Genomic DNA, 21,950 nt, shown 5'->3' on the forward strand with positions numbered 1-21,950 from the left:
ATATTCTTAATACCCTGTTCTTAGCTGTTCAAAAACGTTGCGCATTCTATTTTTTAGGTCAGCGGAAGAATTTCTGAAATTATTGTTCATAAAGCTAAAAATCAGAATCTTTCCCGATTCGGTTTTTAGATAACCGCTTAGACAATAAATATTACCCATGCTACCGGATTTTGCGAACAAATATGGGCTGCCCGTTTTACCGTGCCAGTTTGTAAAGGGTTTAGATGTGTCAATGGCAGGAAAAATATTAAAAAGCCTATCGGTAGAAACTTCTTTATAAAGTTGGTCCAATACATAGACCATAGATTGCGGAGTAAATAAATTATACCTTGAAAGTCCTGATCCGTCTACCCATCGAGGTTCTTGTGGTAGCCCTTTAAGGTCATTTTTTAGTATATAGTTTCTGGCATTTTTACTGTTAAGGGTATCCGTTAACATACCGGAGGACAGTATTAATAATTGCTCTGCGATAAAATTATCGCTTTCGTGCATTAATCTTGTATACAGAGAATCGGCATGTATTCCGTAGAGCATTTTTTTATCGCCTTCTGGCATTTTTGGTATAAGGCTAATAGGTTGTTGGAGGGTATGTTCTAAAATGGCCTTGGTGGTAGAAGTCTTGGTTATAAAAGGTACTTCCAACGTATCTTTTCTATTGCTATCAAAATAAAAGCGATTCCGATGTATTTCCCTGTTGTTAAGGTTGGTCATATTTATGACGCTATCCTCAAAATAATTTGGAGATATGGTATGTTGGGGATTCTCGTAGAGCATGACAACATTTCCATAAACCGGAAAACCGTTACGCTCGGCCGCATAGTACCACTCATAGTCGTCCCAAGACCATCCAGGGCCCATTGGGGTGTCTTGAAAATTACCAGGGTAAAGAGCGAGGTTGTTTTTACTCTTCAAAAACTTAAAAGCTGTGCTGTCTTTCAGGTAATGATGCAGAAAAGAGGGGTCGCCCGTACCTTCAAAGAATAGAGTGTCGTTATGTTCGATATACTTTAGTGCCGGTATTTTTTTTGGTAGTGTCTTGAGAGCGGTATATAGGGTAAATATTTTGGTGTTGCTAGCGGGTATAAAGTAGTTGTCGCTGTTATGATCGTACAGGGTATCTTTTGAAACAGGGTCTATTACGACCAATCCCGTAAATTGATTTTTAAAAAAAGCGGATTCCAATGAACGGTCAATTGCCTTGGCGTTTTTATTTTTTAGCCCGGCACAGCTAATTGTAACGCATGCGATAATAAAGAGTAACAGGTTATTTTTCATTTAACAATTGATCTATATTGTTTTTAATCAGAATATTATAAAATTTTTGTATTTTTAAATCAATGATAATCAGTTTTTTATGATGTAAACAAGTTTAACATATTTACATTGATTTTAACTTTTTACCTACAATATTATTAGGTCTTTTCGGTTTAAATTTACAGAACAACTAATTAAAAACGCGCTACATGGCTAGAACAATGTTAGAGTATAGTAAAACTGTACTTAAGAAGGTTAGTTTTGATGCTAAATTATTTTACAAGGAACTTAAAAAAGCACTTGTAAGATTACTGCCCGATGAGGTAGAGGAATTAAAAGTCTGGTTAGAGACATTTGTAGTAGACAAACCAGAGCTACAAAAAAGTTTAATCTATATAAAAGAATAAAATAAAAGCCACTTTTTAAGTGGCTTTTATTTTTCAGGTAATTTTTCGTTTGTATACAGGATCTAGTAATGGAGCAATATGAATTTATTTGCTCAGAGGGCTTATTATTTTTACATCTTGAAAAGCAATGGCGCCCCTTACCACACTAGATATAACTTCTCTAAGAGCCTCTGTTATTTGTATTTTCAATTCTTTTTTGTGGTATATGAGACTAACTTCCCTAGCCGGTGAAGGGTCTACAAAATATTTTAAGTTTTGTTTTCTCTTGTCTTCCAGCTCCAATGTATTTAAGAAGGGCAATAAAGTCATTCCCAATCCTTCGTCAGATAAATTTATCAAGGTTTCAAAACTACCACTTTGCAATTGAAAATTGTCTTCCCCAAATTTTTTAGAAGACTTGCAGAGGTTTAAGACACCATCTCTAAAGCAATGCCCATCTTGAAGCAAAAGTATGTCGGAAGTGTCCAAATCGTCGGTTTCCAGTTTTGCAGCAGGGCTCAAACGATGATTTTTAGGAACATAGCCAACAAAAGGTTCGTAATAAAGAGGTCGTTCTTTTAAAAAATCGACTTCTAAAGGGGTAGCGGCTATGGCGGCATCCAAATGGCCATCTTCAAGGTTTTCTATAAGTCGCTCGGTATTTTGCTCTTTTATTATAAGGTTTACCTTGGGGTATTTTTTAATAAAGGTCTTTAAGAACATGGGTAAAAGGGTAGGCATGATCGTAGGTATGATGCCCAAGGTAAAATCCCCTCCGATATATCCTTTTTCTTGGTCTACGATATCTTTGATCCTGTTGGCCTCATTGACAATATTTTTGGCCTGATCTACAATTTTTTTTCCCACTTCCGTAACGGTAATGGGTTTTTTTCCACGATCAAATATTTGTATATCTAGCTCATCTTCAAGTTTTTGAACCTGCATACTTAACGTAGGTTGTGTCACAAAACTTTTTTCTGCTGCCAAGGTGAAGTTTTGATGTTCGGCCACCGCTAATACATATCTTAATTGTGTAATGGTCATGTTAATAATTTTGGGCTATAAAGGTATTAAACCTATCAATTAAGTTTATGATAAACGTCATATTAATTCAATACTTTTATACTTAATTATGTAAAGCATATTAGTGTAACCAAAAAAATAAAAACAAGACATGAAACTAAACAGTATAGGTTTGGATGCCGAGAAATCCAAGGAGTTAAGCAAGGATTTAAATGTACTTTTGGCCAATTTTCAGAGGTACTACCAAAATTTAAGAGGTATACACTGGAATATTAAGGGGAAACGCTTTTTTGACCTTCATGTAAAGTTCGAGGAGCTGTATAACGATGCAAACCTTAAGGTAGATGAAATTGCAGAGCGTATTCTTACTTTAGGTGGGGTACCGTTGCATACGTTTGAAGATTATATTGACAGTTCTTCTGTTCCGGTAGGTAAAAATATTACCAAAGATGATGATGCGATACGATTGATCGTAGATTCGTTAACAGAATTGTTATTGATAGAAAGAGGTATTTTAAATGCTTCGGACGAAGCAAATGATGAGGGTACCAATTCTATGATGAGCGATTTTATCTCTGAACAGGAAAAAACGGTTTGGATGATGAAGGCTTGGTTGGCAGAAGAAATATAACAGTGTCGACTCCAAACAAAAAAAGACCTTCTTTGGAAGGTCTTTTTTTGTTCTTTGATGATTTTAGAACCGCAATCTCAAATCTATGTCTTTATCGGCAACCTCGAATTTTGCATTTTCAAAGGTTGGTGGTCCAAATGACATATCGCCAGAAGTAGCAAAGCTCTCTTTGGGCATTCCGTTGGATTCGAAATCCATTCTATTGTTTTCATTTTCGTCGTGCATCAACATTAAAGCAAAAGTACCCGGTTCAACATCAGAAAAAACAAGGGTAACCTCTCCTTTAACGGCATCAACTTCTGTATTTATAATACCAGGACCTTTCATAAATGTTTCCGCGGTGTGTAACGAGCCGATTACGTTTCCTTTGTCAGAGAGTATATTCTCTATGGTCACTTTCACGGTAACTCCTTTATCCTCTTGTGCCCTTAAGGCAACGGTGGCCAATGCAAATACTAAAATAAGTCCTAATCTTTTCATATGTATGGTTTTATTGTTATTTCAAATCTCCGGTATTCATAATGTTTTGGAAAAAGAGGATCTCTCAACTGTTGTTTTTTGTGAGTGAACCGTATTCTGAAAATTATCGTTCAATTCAGTGCGCATAATCTACGGTTCGGTAAAAACAATTGGTTTAGGTTGTTGATTACGGACAGTTTTGCAGTATAAAATATCAACAACCAACGTATGAAGACTATAACGACCTTAATTTTTTTATGTGCCAGCTTTATTGCCACGGGCCAGACCATAATATCCGGAAAGGTGAAAGATGCGAAGGGAAACCCCATAGAAGGTGCCAATGTGTATTTAGAGGGTACCTATGATGGGGCATCTACAGATGTTAAGGGCAATTTTTCTTTTGAAACAGCAGAAACGGGTACCCAAAACCTAATTGTTTCTATGGTCTCTTTTGAGAGTTATTCGCAAGTAGGGGACCTTTCTTATTTTAAGGATTTGGATATAACCTTACATGAAGCAATGAACCAGTTGAACGGGGTTACTTTAACGGCGGGCAGTTTTAAAGCGGGCGATAATTCAAAGGCCTCTGTATTAAAACCATTGGATATAGTAACCACTGCGGGTGCCGCAGGTGATTTTGTGGCCGCCTTACAAACGTTGCCCGGAACATCTACGATAAATGAAGACGGTAGATTGTTCGTAAGGGGAGGGGCCGCTGGGGAGACCCAGGTATTTATAGATGGCTTAAGGGTGTTTCAACCCTTTAGCGCCACGGCGAACAACATACCTACAAGAGGGAGGTTTTCACCTTTTCTTTTTAAGGGAATCACTTTTAGTACTGGAGGTTACTCTGCCGAATACGGCCAGGCCCTATCCAGTGTTCTGTTATTGAACACCACCGATATTCCCGACCAAGAAAAAACCGATATTTCCATTATGTCCGTTGGGGGTGGTGTGGGCCATACCAAAATATGGGGGAAAGAGTCTTTGAGTATCAATACTTCATATATTAATCTTTCTCCGTATCAATCATTGGTACCCGCCGACCAAGACGTACGATGGAACAAGCCCTACGAATCAATTTCGGGAGAGGCCGTTTTTAGAAGTATAGGAGACAAGAGTATGTTTAAACTTTACTCGGGTTTTAACCATGCCAATTTAGATATTGAACAAGAAGATATCAACTATGAGGAATATGTGCCTTTTCAGTTAAAAAACAACAACCTGTATGTAAATACATCGTACAAGTACTTTTTGGAAAACGAATGGACCATTACCTCAGGAGCGAGTATCTCTATGGATAAGAATAATATTGGAATATTCAACGATAAGGTAGATTCTAAAGAAACGGCAACCCATGTAAAGGCCAAGGTAGGCAAGAATTTCTCCAATAGGTTTCAATTGAATTTTGGTGCGGAGTATTTTTACAATAACTACGATGAAACGTTCAAGGAAGAAATAGGTTCAGAATACGCATATGGTTATCAAGATAATTTATTAGGAGCTTTTGTAGAATCGGATATTTTCTTCAGTAATAAATTTGCAATGAAAATAGGGGCAAGGGTAGAGAACAGTGGTCTTTTAGACCAGATCAGTTTGGCCCCTAGGGTGTCACTGGCATACAAGAGTGGGGAAAAAGGGCAATTTTCTTTGGCATACGGCGACTATTACCAAAACCCATGGACAGAGTATTTGAAATTTAATCAAGACCTTAAGGCAGAAAAGACATCCCACTATATTTTAAACTACCAATACTTGGGTAACGATAAGACCTTTAGGGCAGAGGCCTATCATAAAACATATAACAACTTGGTAAAGTTTAATACCCAATTGCCCCAATTTGATTCTGAATATTCAAATGCGGGAAGTGGATATGCCTCTGGTCTCGATATTTTTTGGAGGGATAATAAGAGTATAAAAAACCTTGATTATTGGATGTCATATTCTTTTTTGGATACAGAAAGAGATTATAGAAATTATGAGGAAAGGGCGACACCTACTTTTGCGCCCAAACACAGTTTTTCGTTGGTAACCAAATATTGGTTGGCAGATTGGCGGTCGCAAATTGGTTTTTCATATAATTATGGGTCGGGAAGACCGTACGATAATCCCAATACCACGGCTTTTATGAACGAAAAAACAAAGGCTTACAATAATTTGAGCATTAATTGGGCCTATTTGGTATCTCAACAAAAAATACTGTATTTGTCTATTAGCAATGCAGCAGGTTTTAACAATGTTAACGGGTATCAATATGCGAACACCCCTAACGACCTTGGGCGTTATGAGCGTAGGGCCATACGGCCTACGGCAGATACCTTTTTCTTTATCGGTTTCTTCTGGACCATCAGCCAGGATAAAAAAAGCAACCAATTGGACAATCTATAAATACAGCTCGTACCAGCCGCCTATATGTAGATATATTAATTTTCGGTAACACTTATTTTGTTAAGCTTATTGGTATTGGAGGATTGGGCGAACCATTTGGCAATTACATTTTCGGCAGGTTTAAAACGTGGAGAAAAATCGAGGTCTGTCTCTGCACTTTCCCTAGTGGTTCTCGTATGCCATTGCCAGATATAAATACCTGCAAACCATGGTTTGTTCCAGTTCTTTTTAAACATGGCTTCATAGGCCAATTGTTGTGTCATATCAGATTTTTTTTCTGATAGTTTACTGAGGTAAGAACTCCATTCCCATGGTTTTATGGTCGCGTCCAGAGTACTTTTGTAACCAACCTCGGTAAAGAGAATGGGCTTGCCATATTTTTTATGTACGTTCTCTAAGGCCTTCAAATGCTTGTCCCAGCCTTTTTCGATAGTTTCCAAAGAGGGGTTTTCTTCTTTGGTTAGGGGAAAATAGGCCTGAATGCCAATATAATCTAGTTGGTCCCAAAAGGTAATATGTTCGTATTCGTCGTGCCAATTGGCGGCATAGGTAAGTTTACCATCATAAATATCCCTAATTTCCTTGATCAACAGCTCCCATTTTTCGGGTTGGTTCTTAATAGAGGTCTTTAACTCTGTTCCGATACAAAATAGTTCTGCTTTGGTGTCCTGTGCCATCTTCGCGTAACGCAACATATGAACACGGTACGAGTTGAACCAAGTATCCCATTCGGTTTTGTTGGATAAGCTGATATTGGAACGCCATCCATTTCGTAACCATAAATGGGGCTTTAGGTGAACACGAAGGTTTTTAGCGTGTAAGTCGTTGATGGCCCTTATCATGTTAGAGTCTCTCCGAGAATAAATACCAAGGTTGTTAGGGGCTCTTACGTGATCGCTGTTTTCGTCTTTTTGGTCAATAAAAGGTATTACCGCAACCCACTCAACATTGTTCTTGACAAGGTCGTCTATTGCTTTTGAATTATCGTTAGACCATCCAAAAACACTTATACCCCGCTGTTTTTTGTCTTTTTCATAAAGGTCTTTTGCATAACCGGTTTTGTTTATGACACTGGTGTCCCAATCATAATGGTGCCATTCTCTTGCATTTATGAATACAATGGTCTTAAAGCCTACAAATAGCATGAGTAACGGAAGACAGCATCGGTATAAAAATTGTTTTATGGCAATGTTACGCCCTTTGTTTTTTGAAACTTTTATAAAATGTTTGATCGTTAAAAATAGGGAATAGACCAAAACGAACAAGACATGAAAACCTATAAGAAAATTGGAATTAAAGGCCATTTCAAAAAAGAACAAAGCACTGTCGGCGATACTGCGTTCCCTTCTAGAAAAAAGAAAGGTAAGCACCATAAATACTACCACCCAAAGTAAGGTGTATATCAGTGCTAAATTTTTGGCTCTCTTTTTCAATCTACGTATTTAATTATGTTTGTTCTTCATCTTATCGGCAACGGCTTTCGCATTAAAATCTCGCTGTTTTAATTCGGTAATTATTTGTGAATGGTCCTCTTCTCGCCCTTGAGATAGTTTGTAGGTGGCCTGTATATCGGTGATATTAATTTGAAACCCTACGACCCCCTTAATTTGTTTCATGGTCTTTTCAGAGAGGTTGTGTATGGATACGGGGTTTTCGGAATCTTTCTCGTATTTGTCCACCAGTTTGTGCATAGACGCCAAAACGGCCTCTTCCTCTAAAATTTGTATGGTACCGTATACATGTACCGCTATATAGTTCCATGTAGGTACTTCTTCTTCATGGTACCACGAAGAGGATATATAACTATGCGGACCATTAAAAATACAGAGTACCTGACTCTTATTTTCAAATGATCGCCATTGTGGGTTTGCTTTTGAGATATGGCTTATAAGTACATCGTTGCCGTTTTCGTCCATATCCAATTCTAGCGGTATATGGGTGGCCCATGGTTTATTATCTACCTGATTTATCAGAATACCAAAACTGTTATGTTTTATAAAGTCTTTTACCTCTGATAAATCCTCGTTTTTGTAATGGTTGGGTATATACATAGTATAAAAGTAACCAAAACATCGATTCGTAATACGATCTTTCTATTGGTGATATGTTTTAAAGCGATAAACGGATAAAAGCGTTCTTTAAAAAGAAAAGCCCCATACAATAAAATGTATGGGGCTTTTTAGGTGTTTATTCAAATTGGTAGAAAAAGACTAATGCATGGTCAAATGTGCCATTACTGGTAAATGATCAGAGATATGTTTATTGTTCTCCATGCGATCATCGATATGTTGGTAACTGTTTACTTCAAAATTATGAACAAAAATATAATCGATTCTTTCGTCCAGAATTTTATTATGGTCAAAACCGCTAAAGGTACCCGTAGGGCCATAAAAGGCTTTTTTTGTTGCCGTCTGCCCATCCGTCAATTCTTTTTTAAGAAACTGGATCGGTTTTGTTTCTGGAGTACGGTTCAAATCGCCCATAAGCACTACGGGCAAGTTCTCTTTATTGATCTCCTTAATTTTTAAGGCAATCAATTCGGCCGATTTTTCACGTGCCAAAACACCTTTATGGTCAAAATGAGTGTTGAATACCCAAAAACGTTTTTTGGAGTTTATTTCTTCGAAGAGACCATAGGTACAGATACGTTCTAAAGCGGCATCCCAACCGATAGAAACTTTATCGGGAGTTTCCGATAGCCAAAAAGTATTGTCTTTTAAAAGCTTAAGGTTGTCCGCATTATATAAAATAGGGGAGTATTCGCCTTTTTTCTTTCCGTCTTCTCTCCCCACACCTATGGCTTTGTATTGGGGCAAACTTTCATCCAAATAAACTAATTGCCTTTCCAGTACTTCTTGCATGCCTATGATATCGGGGCTATAGAATTTTAGTAACTTAACCATATCCCCTTTTCTGTCGTTCCAATTGTTAACGGTGTCGTTAACATTGTCATATTTAATGTTATAGGTCAACACTTTTACCGTTTGGCAGTAACTGTTGGATACAACGAGGAGTATCGTTAACGATAAAATAATTTTAAATCTTTTCATAAACTTATTTCTCATCTTTATGTTTATCGAACCAAGCTAAAACACTGGCAATTTTTGCGACTAGATTGCTCGGTCTGTTGGCAATACCGTGTCCCGAACCGGGAATACGCACCATTGCGGCTTCTACACCTTCCAATTTTAGGGCGGTATAGAATTGTTCAGATTCACCGATAGGCGTTCTATAATCCTTTTCTCCCGTAAGTAACATTGTCGGCGTGGTAACGTTTGCGGCATACATTAACGGAGAACGCTTAAAATAGCTTTCTGGATCTTCCCATGGTTTTTTGCCGAACCAGTATTTGTAGAAGAAAGCAGGGTTGTCGGCATACAGCACAAAGCTGGTCCAGTTAATTACCGGTTTGGCCACAACGGCCGCTTTAAACCTATCGGTTTTACCTATGATCCAAGCAGTTAGTACTCCTCCGCCACTACCACCGGTAACAAAAAGGTTATTGGTGTCTACATACCCTTTTTCTATAACGGCATCGACTCCGCTCATTAAATCGTCATAATCATGGTTCGGATAGTCGTGGTGGATCAGGTTTCCAAATTCAGCACCATAGCTGGTACTTCCCCTTGGGTTGGAATATAAAACTACATAACCGGCAGCGGCATAGGCCTGTATTTCTGCACTGTACACAGAGCCATAACTGGTAAAGGGGCCACCATGTATTTCTAAGATGAACGGATACTTTTTGTTAGGGTCAAAATTAGGAGGGGTTACGATCCAGCCTTGTATTTTTCGTTGATCAAAAGAGGACTCCCACCATATTTCCTCTACTTTGCCCAAATCTTTATGAGAAAAGAGATCATCGTTGACGAAGGTGAGACGTTTTGTTCCTTTTTTATCTGCTACGGCCAAATCAGAAGGGTGTTCCGTTCCGCCCAATGTTAGGGCAAACTTGTTGTTTTTAGAAACAGAAAAGTCTGCAGCGTTATAGGGTCTTCCCAACGATAGGCCGCCCAAGCCTTCAGCGATGGTCGTTACCTTACCGTCCAAAGTAATATGCCCTATTTTGGTATCGCCCTTATCATCGTACTGAAAATATAAGCCTTTGCCATCGGCGGCCCAATGTACATTGGCAATACCTCTATCAAAGTCTCCCGAAAGCAATTTAGAGTTACTGCCATCGGTATTCATTACATATAGCTCGGCCATTTGATAGCCCAAGAATTTATCGTCGTTTCCTGTATAGGCAATCTGTTTGCCATTAGGTGAAAGTACGGGGTTGTTATCCGGGCCAAAACGGGTGGTTAAGGGGGTGACGGTATTTGTGTCAAGGTCTAAACGATAAATTTCGCTATTGGCCGGCTCAAAAGCTTCTTCAGGATTAAAATTAGCTGAAAAATACAGGCTCTTATTGTCTTTTGACCATATAGGGGCACCATGGTTAAAAGGCTCAGAGGTAAGTTGTCTTGGGGTACCACCATCTATAGATAAGGTAAACAATTGGGTGTGTCCCGATTTTAGGTATCCTTGGCCATCACCTCTATATTTTAATTTATCGATATAGGTGGGTGGCGTGTTCCATTTGGCCCCTTCGGGCTTTTTGGGCATTTTAATGAGTGACTGTTTTTTTTCGGGGACGAACATGGTAAATGCCAAATAACGGTCATCGTGCGACCAACTTACGGCACCCGGTGCTTTTGGTGTGTTCGTTAAAGGTGCTATCTCTTTCGTGTCCATCCACATTATGTAAAGCTTCATTTTATTATCCGCCATGTTCGACTTAAAAATGATTTTCTTTCCATCGTGTGACCATCTGGGGTAAAAGTCGTTATGGTTGCCAGTAGTCAATGGTCTGTTTTGCGAACCGTCGTAGTTAACGATCCATAGATTTGAGAGATTCTTGTCGGTCATAATGTCCTTAAAGTTTCTCACGTAGATAATTTTACTGCCGTCGGGTGAAATTTGAGGGTCGGATACATACTCCATGTTAAAAATATCGGTAAGCTCAAGATGTGATGACACTTGTGCCGTGGCAGGTACCGAAAACAGCAGAAAAAGCAGTGTTTTGATAAAAATTTTCATAATGTCGAATTAGGTTTGAAATAGAAGTTATGAAGATAACGATTATACATAAAATATGTAAACCCGTAAGATGGTAAAAGGTCAAGTATTTAATTGCTTTTGATCAAAGTGTTTTGTTGCTTTTCGTATTTTCACAAAATGGATCAAAAAGGCTATCTACACCAAATTCATCCGGTGCTTCCGGTTTGGGATGTAATAGAGGCGCTTGATTTTTATGTAAACCGGTTGGGGTTCAGGATCGCCTTTGCCGATGACCCTAAAAAACCCAAGTATGCCGGTGTTATAAAAGATGCCGTGGAGATACATTTGCAATGGCATGATGCCAAAGAGTGGGATGCTGAAATTGACCGACCTATGTTGAGGATCGTCACCCAGAACATAGAATCCCTGTATCGGGAGTATGGAGAAAAAGAGGTCTTTAACCCGCACACTCTATTAAGGGAAACTGCCTGGGGCACTAAAGAATTTGCCTTTTATGATCCTTTTAAAAATGGATTGACCTTTTATAGGGATATTTAAAGTAGATGATCGTAGAGGATTGAAAGTCAGGAATTAAAAAAAGATAAAAATGAAAGTATTATTTATTGGGGGAACGGGGAATATTAGTACGCCAAGTAGCAAACTTGCCGTATCTAAAGGAATGGATCTGTATTTGTTGAACAGGGGAAAGGCCAAGGTTCACATTGATGGGGCAAAAACCATTATCGGGGATATTAATAAGCCAAACGAGTTGGCCGAACTAAAAAAACATGATTGGGATGTAGTCGTTAATTGGATCGCCTTTACACCAGAAGATATTGAGCGAGATATCGCATTGTTTAAAGGGAAGACCAAACAATACATTTTTATCAGTTCTGCGTCTTGTTACCAGACACCGTTAAGTTATCCGGTAATAACCGAGTCTACACCGTTGCACAACAATTTATGGGATTACTCGCAAGGTAAAATTCAGTGTGAGGACCGTTTGCAAAAAGCGTATCGCGAAGAAGGGTTTCCCATTACCATAGTTCGCCCTTCATTAACGTACGATACCGTAATACCGATTGCAATAGGCGGATTTAATAAATACAATACCGCAAAGCGAATTTTAGAAGGTAAGGAAATCATAATACATGGCGATGGAACATCGTTATGGACGGTAACCCATTCCGATGATTTTGCTAAGGGATTTGTTGGCCTCCTAGGCTTGCAACCCGCGATTGGCCATGCTTTTCATATTACTTCGGATGAGGTACTTAGCTGGAATATGATTTATAAGATTTTGGCGGATGCACTTGGGAAAGAAGCGAAGGTGGTGCATATAGCCTCTGACTTTATCTGTAAGGTAGAGCCGTCCTTTACTGGGACCTTGTTGGCGGACAAGGCAGAAAGCGTCTTGTTCGATAATACAAAGATCAAGACTTTTGTACCCGGATTTAAGGCAACGATCCCTTTTTCCGAAGGAATCAAAAGAACCATTACATGGTTACAAGAGAAACCGGAACGCCAAAATATAGATTTGGAAACGGAAGCGAAGATCGAGAATGTGTTGAAAGCCTATAAGGGATTATAAATATATTTTTTTTAAGGTCTCGTTTTTGAATCCGATTTCATTTAGGAAGTACCGCTATCATATGCTTTAAAAGTGGCATCTATAGATTGAACGTTTTTAAACTGTTTTCTATAGGTAGTTTTTAGGCAATTACCGTAAAATAGAACTACGGGAGTGGCTTGTATATCTTGGTATTATTCTATTTCATGATTATTTAAATATTTTTCTATTCTTTGATATAAGAGTGCAGCGTCTTTTTTAGCATACTCAAGCCTATTTAGAATGGAATAGGCATAGGTTAATTCTAAATTTGTGAGTTGGTAAAATTTATCCTTACGCATCATTTTTAAAAGAATGGGGATTTCGGCGGGACTTACTGAATCTGGAAATTTAGGGTTAAATACTTTGTATGAGTTCATAAAATGCGGGTAATCACTCCGTGAATCTGAACCATATTCATATAGGAATTCTAAATTAAGATAGTACGCAACAATCTCATCACGTATGTCTTGGTCTGAAATTAGGCTAATGTTACCTGTGCTTGATAACTCATTAAAAGTTCTATTATTAGGGGTAAACCTGCCTATGCCATAAATACCGCCATATGCTACATCATTTATAAATGTGATGGTATCGGTTGGTATTATACCGTTCAGGTAGTAATTTTTAGCCTTGTTTAAACTTTGAATTTTTTTATCACCATTTTTAAACCAGGTCCTTTCAAAATATAAGGAATCCGATAGTATATCCTCTTGAATATTCTTTAGATAATTCAATTCTACCTCTCTGCTTTTACGAGACTCATTCCAGTTATTAATCTGTAAGGCAATTAAGATTCCAAAAACAACGAGAATAATTTCACCGATGGCGTATTTTATATACTTGGAAACTTTGCCTTCTTCGAGCAGGTTTCTGCGGATTTTTCTAAAGAAATTAATCATTGGTGTCCGCTTATAGTTACATGATTCTTAGTACGGCATAGTACACAGCGGTTGCTAATAACAGCAAAAGGCTTATGGCTAAAAACCTGATCGAACGTTGTACGTTTCTAAATTTCCATGCAGAGATCTTAGAATTGATATAGATTTGCTCTCCCAATTGTTCAAAAACCTCTTTCTCGTTAATGCTTACGTTGTAAAACTTCTTTGAAAACTCTTTAATGGTGCCGAACTTGGTAATGACATCTCCAAAATAAAATACATTGTCGCTATAGTTTCCCTCCAATTTTGGAATAAAGCACCGTACACTATAAAAGATAGACATTACCGTAGCTATAAACCAAAGCCCCATGAGTATATAGAATAAAATGGCATTGGAGAGCGAATGCATTACAGGGGCTGCACTTTGGTAGATAAAGTTTAGAATAATACCGTAAAAGGAAAGTATAAGCCCCGCTTTTAGTTCTGATGCCTTTATGAGTCCGGATACATAATTAATGGTTCCCCAATAATGATCGACCAATTCTTCTGAATGTCCCTTAGATTTTAATTCATCTAAAAGACCTTTCTCAAAAGCGGATAAGGAATCGTGAACTTGCTCTTTAGCAGCCGTTTTTTGTTTTTTATTGTTCGATGGTTTGGTCATGGATTTTAATTTATTGTAACTGGCTATTCTATCACATTGTACACCATGAGTGGTTGCGATTTGTTCTTCATGTTAATACTGCCTAAGTTTTCACATTTAAAAGCTTCTTTTACCTGTTCATAACAACTTTCGCAGATAATAATTTGATTTTCTTTTGCGGCATCTTGTAACCTGGCAGCAGTATTTACAGAATCTCCAATAACGGTATAGTCCAATCTTTTTAATGTCGCCGAGCCAATGTTTCCAGAAATCATTTCTCCGCTTTTAATACCGATAGAAACCTTTGGTTGGTATGTTTCTTTGCCTTCCTCAACAGGAAGACTGTTTACTTGGTTTCTTATGGCCAATGCGGCATCAATGGCACGGTCTAAATGATATTCGCCCCTAAAAACGGCCATCACGGCATCTCCTATAAATTTGTCTATAATGCCGTCTTGCTCCATAATCTCCTTCACCATGGTATCGAAATAGGTATTGAGCATTGAAACGACTATATCTGGACTCGTGGTTTCACTGATTTTTGTGAATCCGCAAACATCAACGAACATTATTGTGCCCTCGATATTTTCGTTCGCCATAATTTTGGACTCATATTCTTGACCTCCCATAAAGTTGAGAACATTCTCGTCTACATACATTTTAAGAATATTGTTCTCTTTGATCGCCTGCAGTGTTTTTCTTATCTCCATGGCATGCTTTAAAGTTTTTTCCATGGTAATGGTCAGGTCTTCAAAGTTTATGGGTTTGGTGATAAAATCGAAAGCACCACGGTTCATGGCTACACGAATATTCTCCATATCCCCATAGGCGGAAACAATGACAGATTTAATCAACGGACTGGATTCGTGCAACTCTGAGAGTAGGGTAAGTCCATCCATCTCGGGCATGTTAATATCGCTCAAAACAATATCGATACCTGGGTTTTCAACGAGCTTGTCAAGTGCATCTCTACCATTTATGGCAAATACAAACTCATATTCGTTTTGTCGTATCTGTTTTCTAAATTTCTGCTTGATGAGTATCTCTAAATCCGTCTCATCATCTACTACCATTATTTTTGCCATAGTCTTATGTTAAGGTTATCAGCTTGTCTTTTAGAAGTGAAAAGTCTAAAGGTTTTGTAAGAAAGTCATCGGCACCTAGATTTTTTGCCATAGTTCTATTTTCATCATCTCCATAGGCGGTAATCATCATAACCATTGGAGGCGGTTTTACGTAATTTTTTTTGATGGTATCTAACAATTCCAGTCCGCTCATGCCGGGCATATTTATATCGGATAAAATCAATACCGCTTCATGTTCCATTGCTTTCATTAAGTTTAAGGCTTCTTCGCCAGAAAAGGCAAATACAAACTCTAATTCTTCTTTTCGTATTTCTTTTCTAAAACGCTGTTGAAAAAGTACTTTTACATCTTGTTCGTCATCTACAACTAATATTTTCATAAGGTGGTTTTTTGTGGTTATTTTATTGGTAATGCTATGGTAAAAGTGGTGCCTTCTCCCTGTTTGGTATCAACTGTTAATTCACCACCATGTACTTTTACAATATCATAGCTTAATGATAGTCCTAATCCGGTGCCTTCCCCAGAAGGTTTAGTAGTGAAAAAGGGTTGAAATATTTTATCCAATACCTCTTTAGGCACTCCATTACCATTGTCCGATACTTTTATGAATACCATAGTACCTTTCTTTTCTGTAGTTACCGAAACGGTAGGTTCGTACCCTTTGGGGTTTTCTTCTTTTTTCTTCTTTACCACATAAAAGGCATTTGTAATAAGGTTGAGAATTACTCTACCCATATCTTGGGCTACGATATTTAATTTACCGATAGAGTCGTCAAAGTCGGTATTTAATGTGGCATTAAAGGTTTTATCCTTTGCACGTAAACCATGGTAGGCCAGGCGTAGGTATTCATCTGATAAAGTATTGATATCCGTCATTTCTTTTTGACCAGTGCTGCTACGGCTATGTTGTAACATTCCTTTCACAATGCCATCTGCACGCTTGCCATGAAAAATGATTTTATCCTCGTTATCAGAAACATCTTTGGCCAGGGCTTTTACTTCATCATAGTTGCCATTCTCAATTTCTACTTCCATTTCTTCCAGAAGTTCTTTATTTACTTCAGAGAAGTTGTTGACAAAGTTGAGCGGATTTTGAATTTCGTGGGCAATACCTGCAGTAAGTTCACCCAAACTTGCCATTTTCTCTGATTGTATCAGCTTTGATTGTGTGGACTTTAATTCGTCTATTTTATTTTTAAGCTGAACCGTTCTATGACTAACACGCTCTTCTAAGATTCTATTTTCTTTAGTTAATTTTCTGGCCCTAAAAACAATATATGCCCTTAAAATACTAGCTGCAATTAAACAGAATATTAAGTATGCCCACCAAGTTTGCCACCATGGAGGATTTATTTTAAAAGATAGGCTATCAGGATTGGACCAATTACCAATGGAATTTCTAACGGCCACTTTAAAGGTGTAATTTCCTGGTTTTAAATTATAATAGTTCTTGGTCTTGGTTGCATTTGCGGCATAGGTCCAATCTTCATCTTCACCATCTAGAATAAATCGATAGTTTAATTTATCTCTATTAAATATAGCATCACTACCGTAACTAAAACTAATACTGTTCTGGTCATAGGGTAGTATTAGTCCTTCTGGAATATTATAAGGAGGTTTAACAGAATCCCACCTTATTTTATTGGTACTGGCATTGGTTGAAGTTTGCTCTTTTGTAGAATCTTTTCCAATATTTATATTGAGCCACGGGTTTTCATCCATGACGAAAATGTTGTTGATTTTCACTGTTCCAGTAGTACTATCCTTTTGTGGTTCTGTATTAAGAACAAGTAGTTTCCATTCATTGGAAGTATTTGTAACACCTGACCAAAACTGACCGTTTTTTAAAAATTTAGGGGAATCTTGTAAATAATCGTTCGATTTAAAACCAAGTCCGTCATTAAAATTGTAGAAGCCTTTATCAGTTGTTTTTGCAGTGGCTTTTTCCATGGCAACTAAACCATTACCGCTAGCAGCGTACATCATACCTCCTTTTTCGGTCAGATCATAAAAATCTGTAGGGTATAGTCCGTTTTCTTTCTTTATTGAGGTTAGGGTATTTTGTTCTAAGTTTAGTATGTTAACACCATTTTCGGTAGTTAACCATAGCTCTCTTTCGTTTGAAATTTTGGCGGTGGATACATTATTATTGCTAAGACCTTGTTCTTCTCTAAGGTAACTGACGATATTCGTTTTTAAATCAACTTTGGCTAACCCGTTCGTAGTAGGGGTCCAAAGAATTTCTTTATCATAAACCATTATAGATCCACTTCCTGCAATTAAAAAATCAGGGTTATTTTTAGAAACTGCTTTTTTAAAGTTGTTGTTTTCAATATTATAGACATACAGGCCCATTCTCGTATATATTGCAAAAGTATGCTCATCAATAATTGCAATACCTGCTCCGTAAACATCGGTAGAATTGGCGTATGAGGTGAGTTTGTTTTTTTGTCGATCAAGAATAGAAAAGCCTTCTCTCGTATTTATAAAATAAATATTAGGTGTGATCTCTTTAATGAAATTAATTGTGTTAGTGTTGGAATGTAACTGATCAAAACCTAGGGCTTTTATAGTATTTTCATTTAAGTTGATTATATTGATTCCCGAAGCCGTTCCTAACCATATGTCACCATTGGAGTCTTCTTCTATTTCCCATATTTCCTCATTTATAAGACCTCTTGTGTCATCAAAATATTCTGTTTGTAAAGTGTAATTTGTGGTTATTAATACTCCATTATCCGTAGTGGCAATCCATAACGAGCCATCATTTCTTTTTAAGGGTCTAGGAATCTTTAGAGAGCCTTGTAGTGCGCTATTTAAAGCTATCGTTTTGTGTTTTTCCAGATTGTTACTTAAGATAAACGCCTCGTTAACGCCCAAAATCCAGAAATTACCATCGTTATCTTCTTCCATTTCGGTACCTACTATGCTATAGCCATTTTCTTGGTCTAATACTTTTGCAGTATTATCTTTTAAGGAGAGTCGTAAAACCCTAGGAATGGTAATATTACTAGTTGCAGAAGAATATGGATAGTTAAGCCAAATGTTTCCTTTTTGATCTTCTGTAACATCCCAAACTATGGAGTTTATTTCAATGTCTGCAATCCTTGAAAGTGTTTTAAGCTCCTTTCTATCCTTATCTAAAATCCTCAAATGATTTGTATAACCTAACCAAAGATTATTATTGCTATCTTCAAAAAGTCTCCAAGGTTTATTACTATTAACGTTGCTTACTTTTTGCAAACTTTTTAATTCAGGGTCAATAGTATAGAAGCCTTCGTTTAGAGACGCTATATACATAGTACCGGTATGGTCGCAAAGAACGTCGAATGGGGTGAAATTTTCAGTTCTGGTAATGGTATATTCTATATTATTATCGAAATCTAATACATTGATTATGCGATCTGCGGGTCTAACCAACCAAAGTTTACCTTGTTTGTCCAGTTCCATTTTGTAGACTGTATTGTAATCATAGATAAATGCATTTTCACCGTCATAAAGTGTTAATGATGAAAAGGACGATGAACCAATCCAAATACTACCATCCTCAGTTTCTAAAAAGGAGGTAATATCATTAGAGGGCAATCCTTCATTTGATGAAAGTTGTAAAAGGTTTACATTAGTACCGGCCATATTTCCAGGGGGTTTCATTTTGGTAATAATCGGTTTTTTTATGGTAGATTTTGTGATAGTAAAGGAAACGGAATCAAACGTTATATTTTCTGTCGGAAAACTGTCCCAGTCCAAATCGTACTCCTTCATTGGTGACTTCAATGGTTTAAAAGTGTTTAGCTCAAAGGATTTGCTAGGTAAGTCATCCACATTTAAATCATACGAAAGGGGTGTTGTTAATGAATCATTAGTTAAGTTTTCCCATTCAAAAGGTTCGGGATCCGTAAATTGTAAAGGAATGGTTTTTGGAACTTTATAATCACCCACCGTAGTTTCATCTTCAGACTTGCTCTGTTTTTGGCAAGAAATCAGAAATAGACCGTAAAAGATACCGATTAAGAATATTGGTCTTGTTAATGTTATGTTCTTCATATTGGTCTAGTTATCGGTTAAGTTTGGCAATTCTATAATGAAGGTGGTTCCCTTGTTTTCAGTTGTTTCTACTATTAATTCACCACCATGCCCTTTCGTTACAATATCATAACTCATGCTCAATCCTAAACCAGTACCTTGCCCAGTAGGTTTTGTGGTGAAAAAGGGTTGGAATATTTTCTCTTTAACTTTTTCAGGAATGCCATCACCATTATCGGAAACACTAATGATGATATGTTCATCCGTTTTTTTAGTGCTGACAGTTACTATGGGCTTAAAATTAACATCCATTTGTTTTTTCTCGTTTACCGCATAAAACGCATTGGTAATTAAATTGAGAATTACCCGCCCCATGTCTTGTGGTACAATATTTACGTTACCAATACTGTCGTCAAAATTTGTAATGAGTTCTGCATTAAATGATTTATCCTTTGCTCGCAGACCATGATAGGCCAAGCGCAAATATTCATCTGCAAGGGCATTGATATCCGTAGGTTCTTTTGTGCCGCTGCTGCTCCTAGAATGTTGAAGCATACCTTTTACAATATTGTCCGCACGTTTGCCGTGATGGTTTATTTTCTCAAGGTTTTGCTTGATATCCAATGAAATAGCTTTCACTTCTTCAAGATCTCCTTTATCCAATTCCTCGTTCATTTCATCAATAAGCTCGTTACTTACCTCAGAGAAATTATTGACAAAGTTTAAGGGGTTTTGAATTTCATGGGCAATGCCGGCGGTAAGTTCACCAAGGCTCGCCATTTTCTCGGATTGAATAAGTTGAGATTGGGTGGCTTTTAAATCTTCTAAAGATTGATTTAATTCTGATGTTCTTTCTTTTACTTTTAATTCTAACTTTTCATTTTGTGAAGTAATTAGCGCACTCTTTTCAGCTTCGACCTTTACAAGTTCCATTGCATTTTGCCGCATATTCTCATTTTTCTCTCTCATGCGATAAGCAACAAATGCCAACATGCCTAAAAAGAGAATGGCTTTACCGATCGTATCACTATAAACCATTATTAATCTTAGACTAAAATCATCTGTTAAAGAGGATTGTCTTACCAAAAATCCAACAAGAGAAAAGACATAAGAAAATGTTAAACAATAAAGAAGTATTCTAGCAGATAAAACTTTATTCTTAGACTTTATGGATAGGTAGATTAAGAAAATGCCAATACTGATTTGAAATATAAAATATAGACCCCCCCCTATATCGTTGGTTACAAAGAAGAAAAATAAAGGTATAATCAAACTTGCCAAAATAAGCCATTTAGGAACTTTTCCATAATATATTTTATAGGCGAACAAAACGCAGAATAAGTAAAAACATAATTCTAAATAAAATCTGCAATAGGCAAACATTATCATGTAATGAGATGGTATAGTAAAGTACAAACTATCACCACCATAGAAAGCTGTGCTAATATTCGCTAATAACATTATAGTAGAAAAAAGAGCGATAAAGAGTAGTTCACTTTCCTCTTTAATAAGGAAATAAAGAAGCCAGAAAAGAATGAAGAAGATGAAAGAACTCAATAAGTCAAATAAATGTTTATACCCTATAAAACTCATGTAGTCAAAATAGTCATTGGTAACAAATCTGGTAGAGCCCAAAGGAAGCCATTTAGCAATGCCCCAATAGGTACTATAGTCAACATAATGTATGGCTAATGTATATGTAGTGTCAGGTTCTAAAAATATTGGGGTTCTTATTTCAAAATCTTGAATATGCTCTTTAAATGAGGCTCTGTCTTTCCCTTTTTCTCCAAATTGGCGGAATAACTTTCCATTTAAATAAATATCCTCTGCAGCATGATCTTCTTTATCTAAATAGAGTGGAAGCTTTGCAATAGCACTATCAATAGTAAACTGCAATCTGAACCATCCTTCAAATTTTCCAGCACTATCTGCCATATCATTGGTTATCTGAGAAGGGCTTAATCGTTCCCAACCGGCTAAATCAATGTTGATAGGAGATGAATCTTTTTCATTGCCCGATTTAAAAATCCAACCTTCTCTATTTTTCAACGTTAAACCAAAAAGTGGATCTACGTCTGCTTTCGTAAAATGTATAATTGTATCGAGTGCCAGCCCATTTTTATCTACCGGGTTTTCTTGCCCACTTGCCGTAAATAGCATACAGAAAAATAGGGCAATCAATAATAGGGGTTGTTTAATCATTGATTTTTAGGTTAATTATGAAAGTTGTGCCTTCACTTTCTTCAGTTTCCACTTGCAATTCGCCTCCGTGGCCCTTGGTCACAATATCATACCTCATACCTATGTTTGAGTAAGAGTTTATACCTATAGAGTAATGTAATCGTTTGTCATATGTCTTAATACTTTCTTTTTCTCTTTCTTTAGTTGGTGCCATGTACTAATTGGTGGTTGGTTTGAAAAAATCGTACTGATTACAAATTCATTTATCTATTTAATTTTTCAACCAAAGCAAAACAAATACAGCTGCAAATCAGGGGTAGTCGGCAACTTATTGTGAATCAGAA

19 protein-coding genes are annotated in these 21,950 nt (G+C 37.1%); 5 read left to right on the plus strand and 14 right to left on the minus strand.

Translation table 11 applies throughout. From position 1 onward, the window contains the following. Positions 1-6: 6 nt before the first annotated feature. A complete protein-coding gene (locus J8L85_RS09845) occupies positions 7-1,275 on the minus strand; it encodes a D-alanyl-D-alanine carboxypeptidase (protein ID WP_211016873.1) in 1,269 nt (422 codons plus the stop codon). Between the two features lie 188 nt (positions 1,276-1,463). Between J8L85_RS09845 and J8L85_RS09850 the strand changes: the two genes are divergently transcribed. Further along, on the plus strand, positions 1,464-1,661 hold the full coding sequence (locus J8L85_RS09850) for a hypothetical protein (protein WP_211016874.1): 198 nt from the start codon (positions 1,464-1,466) through the stop codon (positions 1,659-1,661). 84 nt (positions 1,662-1,745) lie between these two features. Here the strand turns inward: J8L85_RS09850 and J8L85_RS09855 are convergent, their stop codons facing one another. Continuing rightward, positions 1,746-2,684 carry a LysR substrate-binding domain-containing protein gene (locus J8L85_RS09855; RefSeq protein WP_211016875.1) on the minus strand — a complete coding sequence of 313 codons (939 nt, stop codon included), beginning with the start codon at positions 2,682-2,684 and terminating at the stop codon, positions 1,746-1,748. Positions 2,685-2,814: 130 nt separating this feature from the next. On the opposite strand from J8L85_RS09855, the gene J8L85_RS09860 reads away from it, so the two are divergent. Beyond that, positions 2,815-3,294 (plus strand): Dps family protein, encoded by a 480-nt coding sequence (locus J8L85_RS09860; protein WP_211016876.1) that lies wholly within the window; start codon positions 2,815-2,817, stop codon positions 3,292-3,294. A gap of 63 nt (positions 3,295-3,357) precedes the next feature. On the opposite strand, the gene J8L85_RS09865 is transcribed toward J8L85_RS09860, so the two are convergent. Further along, positions 3,358-3,774 (minus strand): DUF2141 domain-containing protein, encoded by a 417-nt coding sequence (locus J8L85_RS09865; RefSeq protein WP_211016877.1) that lies wholly within the window; start codon positions 3,772-3,774, stop codon positions 3,358-3,360. 207 nt (positions 3,775-3,981) lie between these two features. Between J8L85_RS09865 and J8L85_RS09870 the strand changes: the two genes are divergently transcribed. Further along, a complete protein-coding gene (locus tag J8L85_RS09870; RefSeq protein ID WP_211016878.1) occupies positions 3,982-6,141 on the plus strand; it encodes a TonB-dependent receptor in 2,160 nt (719 codons plus the stop codon). Between the two features lie 35 nt (positions 6,142-6,176). On the opposite strand, the gene J8L85_RS09875 is transcribed toward J8L85_RS09870, so the two are convergent. The 4 genes from J8L85_RS09875 to J8L85_RS09890 all read right to left on the minus strand — a co-directional run bounded on the left by J8L85_RS09875 (position 6,177) and on the right by J8L85_RS09890 (position 11,223). After that, complete coding sequence (locus J8L85_RS09875) at positions 6,177-7,574, minus strand: hypothetical protein (protein WP_211016880.1); 1,398 nt, start codon at positions 7,572-7,574, stop codon at positions 6,177-6,179. A gap of 9 nt (positions 7,575-7,583) precedes the next feature. Then, entirely contained in the window at positions 7,584-8,192 is a 609-nt protein-coding gene (locus J8L85_RS09880; RefSeq protein ID WP_211016881.1) for an FMN-binding negative transcriptional regulator, read from the minus strand. 159 nt (positions 8,193-8,351) lie between these two features. Then, positions 8,352-9,191 (minus strand): endonuclease/exonuclease/phosphatase family protein, encoded by an 840-nt coding sequence (locus J8L85_RS09885; RefSeq protein ID WP_211016882.1) that lies wholly within the window; start codon positions 9,189-9,191, stop codon positions 8,352-8,354. Positions 9,192-9,195: 4 nt separating this feature from the next. Next, positions 9,196-11,223, minus strand: a complete 2,028-nt coding sequence (locus J8L85_RS09890) for a S9 family peptidase (protein WP_211016883.1) — start codon at positions 11,221-11,223, stop codon at positions 9,196-9,198. 138 nt (positions 11,224-11,361) lie between these two features. Between J8L85_RS09890 and J8L85_RS09895 the strand changes: the two genes are divergently transcribed. Together J8L85_RS09895 and J8L85_RS09900 are read left to right on the plus strand one after the other, a co-directional pair. Further along, entirely contained in the window at positions 11,362-11,742 is a 381-nt protein-coding gene (locus J8L85_RS09895; RefSeq protein ID WP_211016884.1) for a glyoxalase superfamily protein, read from the plus strand. Positions 11,743-11,791: 49 nt separating this feature from the next. Then, entirely contained in the window at positions 11,792-12,775 is a 984-nt protein-coding gene (locus J8L85_RS09900) for an SDR family oxidoreductase (protein ID WP_211016885.1), read from the plus strand. Positions 12,776-12,948: 173 nt separating this feature from the next. On the opposite strand, the gene J8L85_RS09905 is transcribed toward J8L85_RS09900, so the two are convergent. From J8L85_RS09905 to J8L85_RS09935, 7 genes are read right to left on the minus strand one after another with little or no spacing between them, the layout of a single operon-like run. Further along, a complete protein-coding gene (locus J8L85_RS09905; RefSeq protein ID WP_211016886.1) occupies positions 12,949-13,695 on the minus strand; it encodes a DUF6090 family protein in 747 nt (248 codons plus the stop codon). A gap of 16 nt (positions 13,696-13,711) precedes the next feature. Further along, positions 13,712-14,338: a Pycsar system effector family protein gene (locus J8L85_RS09910; protein ID WP_247656626.1), complete on the minus strand. Its 627-nt coding sequence runs from the start codon at positions 14,336-14,338 to the stop codon at positions 13,712-13,714. Positions 14,339-14,361: 23 nt separating this feature from the next. Then, positions 14,362-15,402 (minus strand): adenylate/guanylate cyclase domain-containing protein, encoded by a 1,041-nt coding sequence (locus J8L85_RS09915; protein ID WP_211016888.1) that lies wholly within the window; start codon positions 15,400-15,402, stop codon positions 14,362-14,364. A gap of 4 nt (positions 15,403-15,406) precedes the next feature. Next, the gene (locus tag J8L85_RS09920; protein ID WP_047245016.1) at positions 15,407-15,781 is read right to left on the minus strand and encodes a response regulator; all 375 of its coding nucleotides are present in this window, start codon (positions 15,779-15,781) and stop codon (positions 15,407-15,409) included. Between the two features lie 17 nt (positions 15,782-15,798). Next, positions 15,799-19,446: an ATP-binding protein gene (locus tag J8L85_RS09925; protein WP_211016889.1), complete on the minus strand. Its 3,648-nt coding sequence runs from the start codon at positions 19,444-19,446 to the stop codon at positions 15,799-15,801. A gap of 6 nt (positions 19,447-19,452) precedes the next feature. Further along, on the minus strand, positions 19,453-21,627 hold the full coding sequence (locus tag J8L85_RS18015) for an ATP-binding protein (protein WP_247656627.1): 2,175 nt from the start codon (positions 21,625-21,627) through the stop codon (positions 19,453-19,455). Further along, complete coding sequence (locus tag J8L85_RS09935; RefSeq protein ID WP_211016890.1) at positions 21,620-21,820, minus strand: hypothetical protein; 201 nt, start codon at positions 21,818-21,820, stop codon at positions 21,620-21,622. Before J8L85_RS09935 ends, J8L85_RS18015 begins: the two co-directional genes overlap by 8 nt. Positions 21,821-21,950 lie beyond the last annotated feature (130 nt).

It is taken from the genome of Maribacter sp. MMG018 (assembly GCF_018100785.1).
GTDB lineage: Bacteria > Bacteroidota > Bacteroidia > Flavobacteriales > Flavobacteriaceae > Maribacter.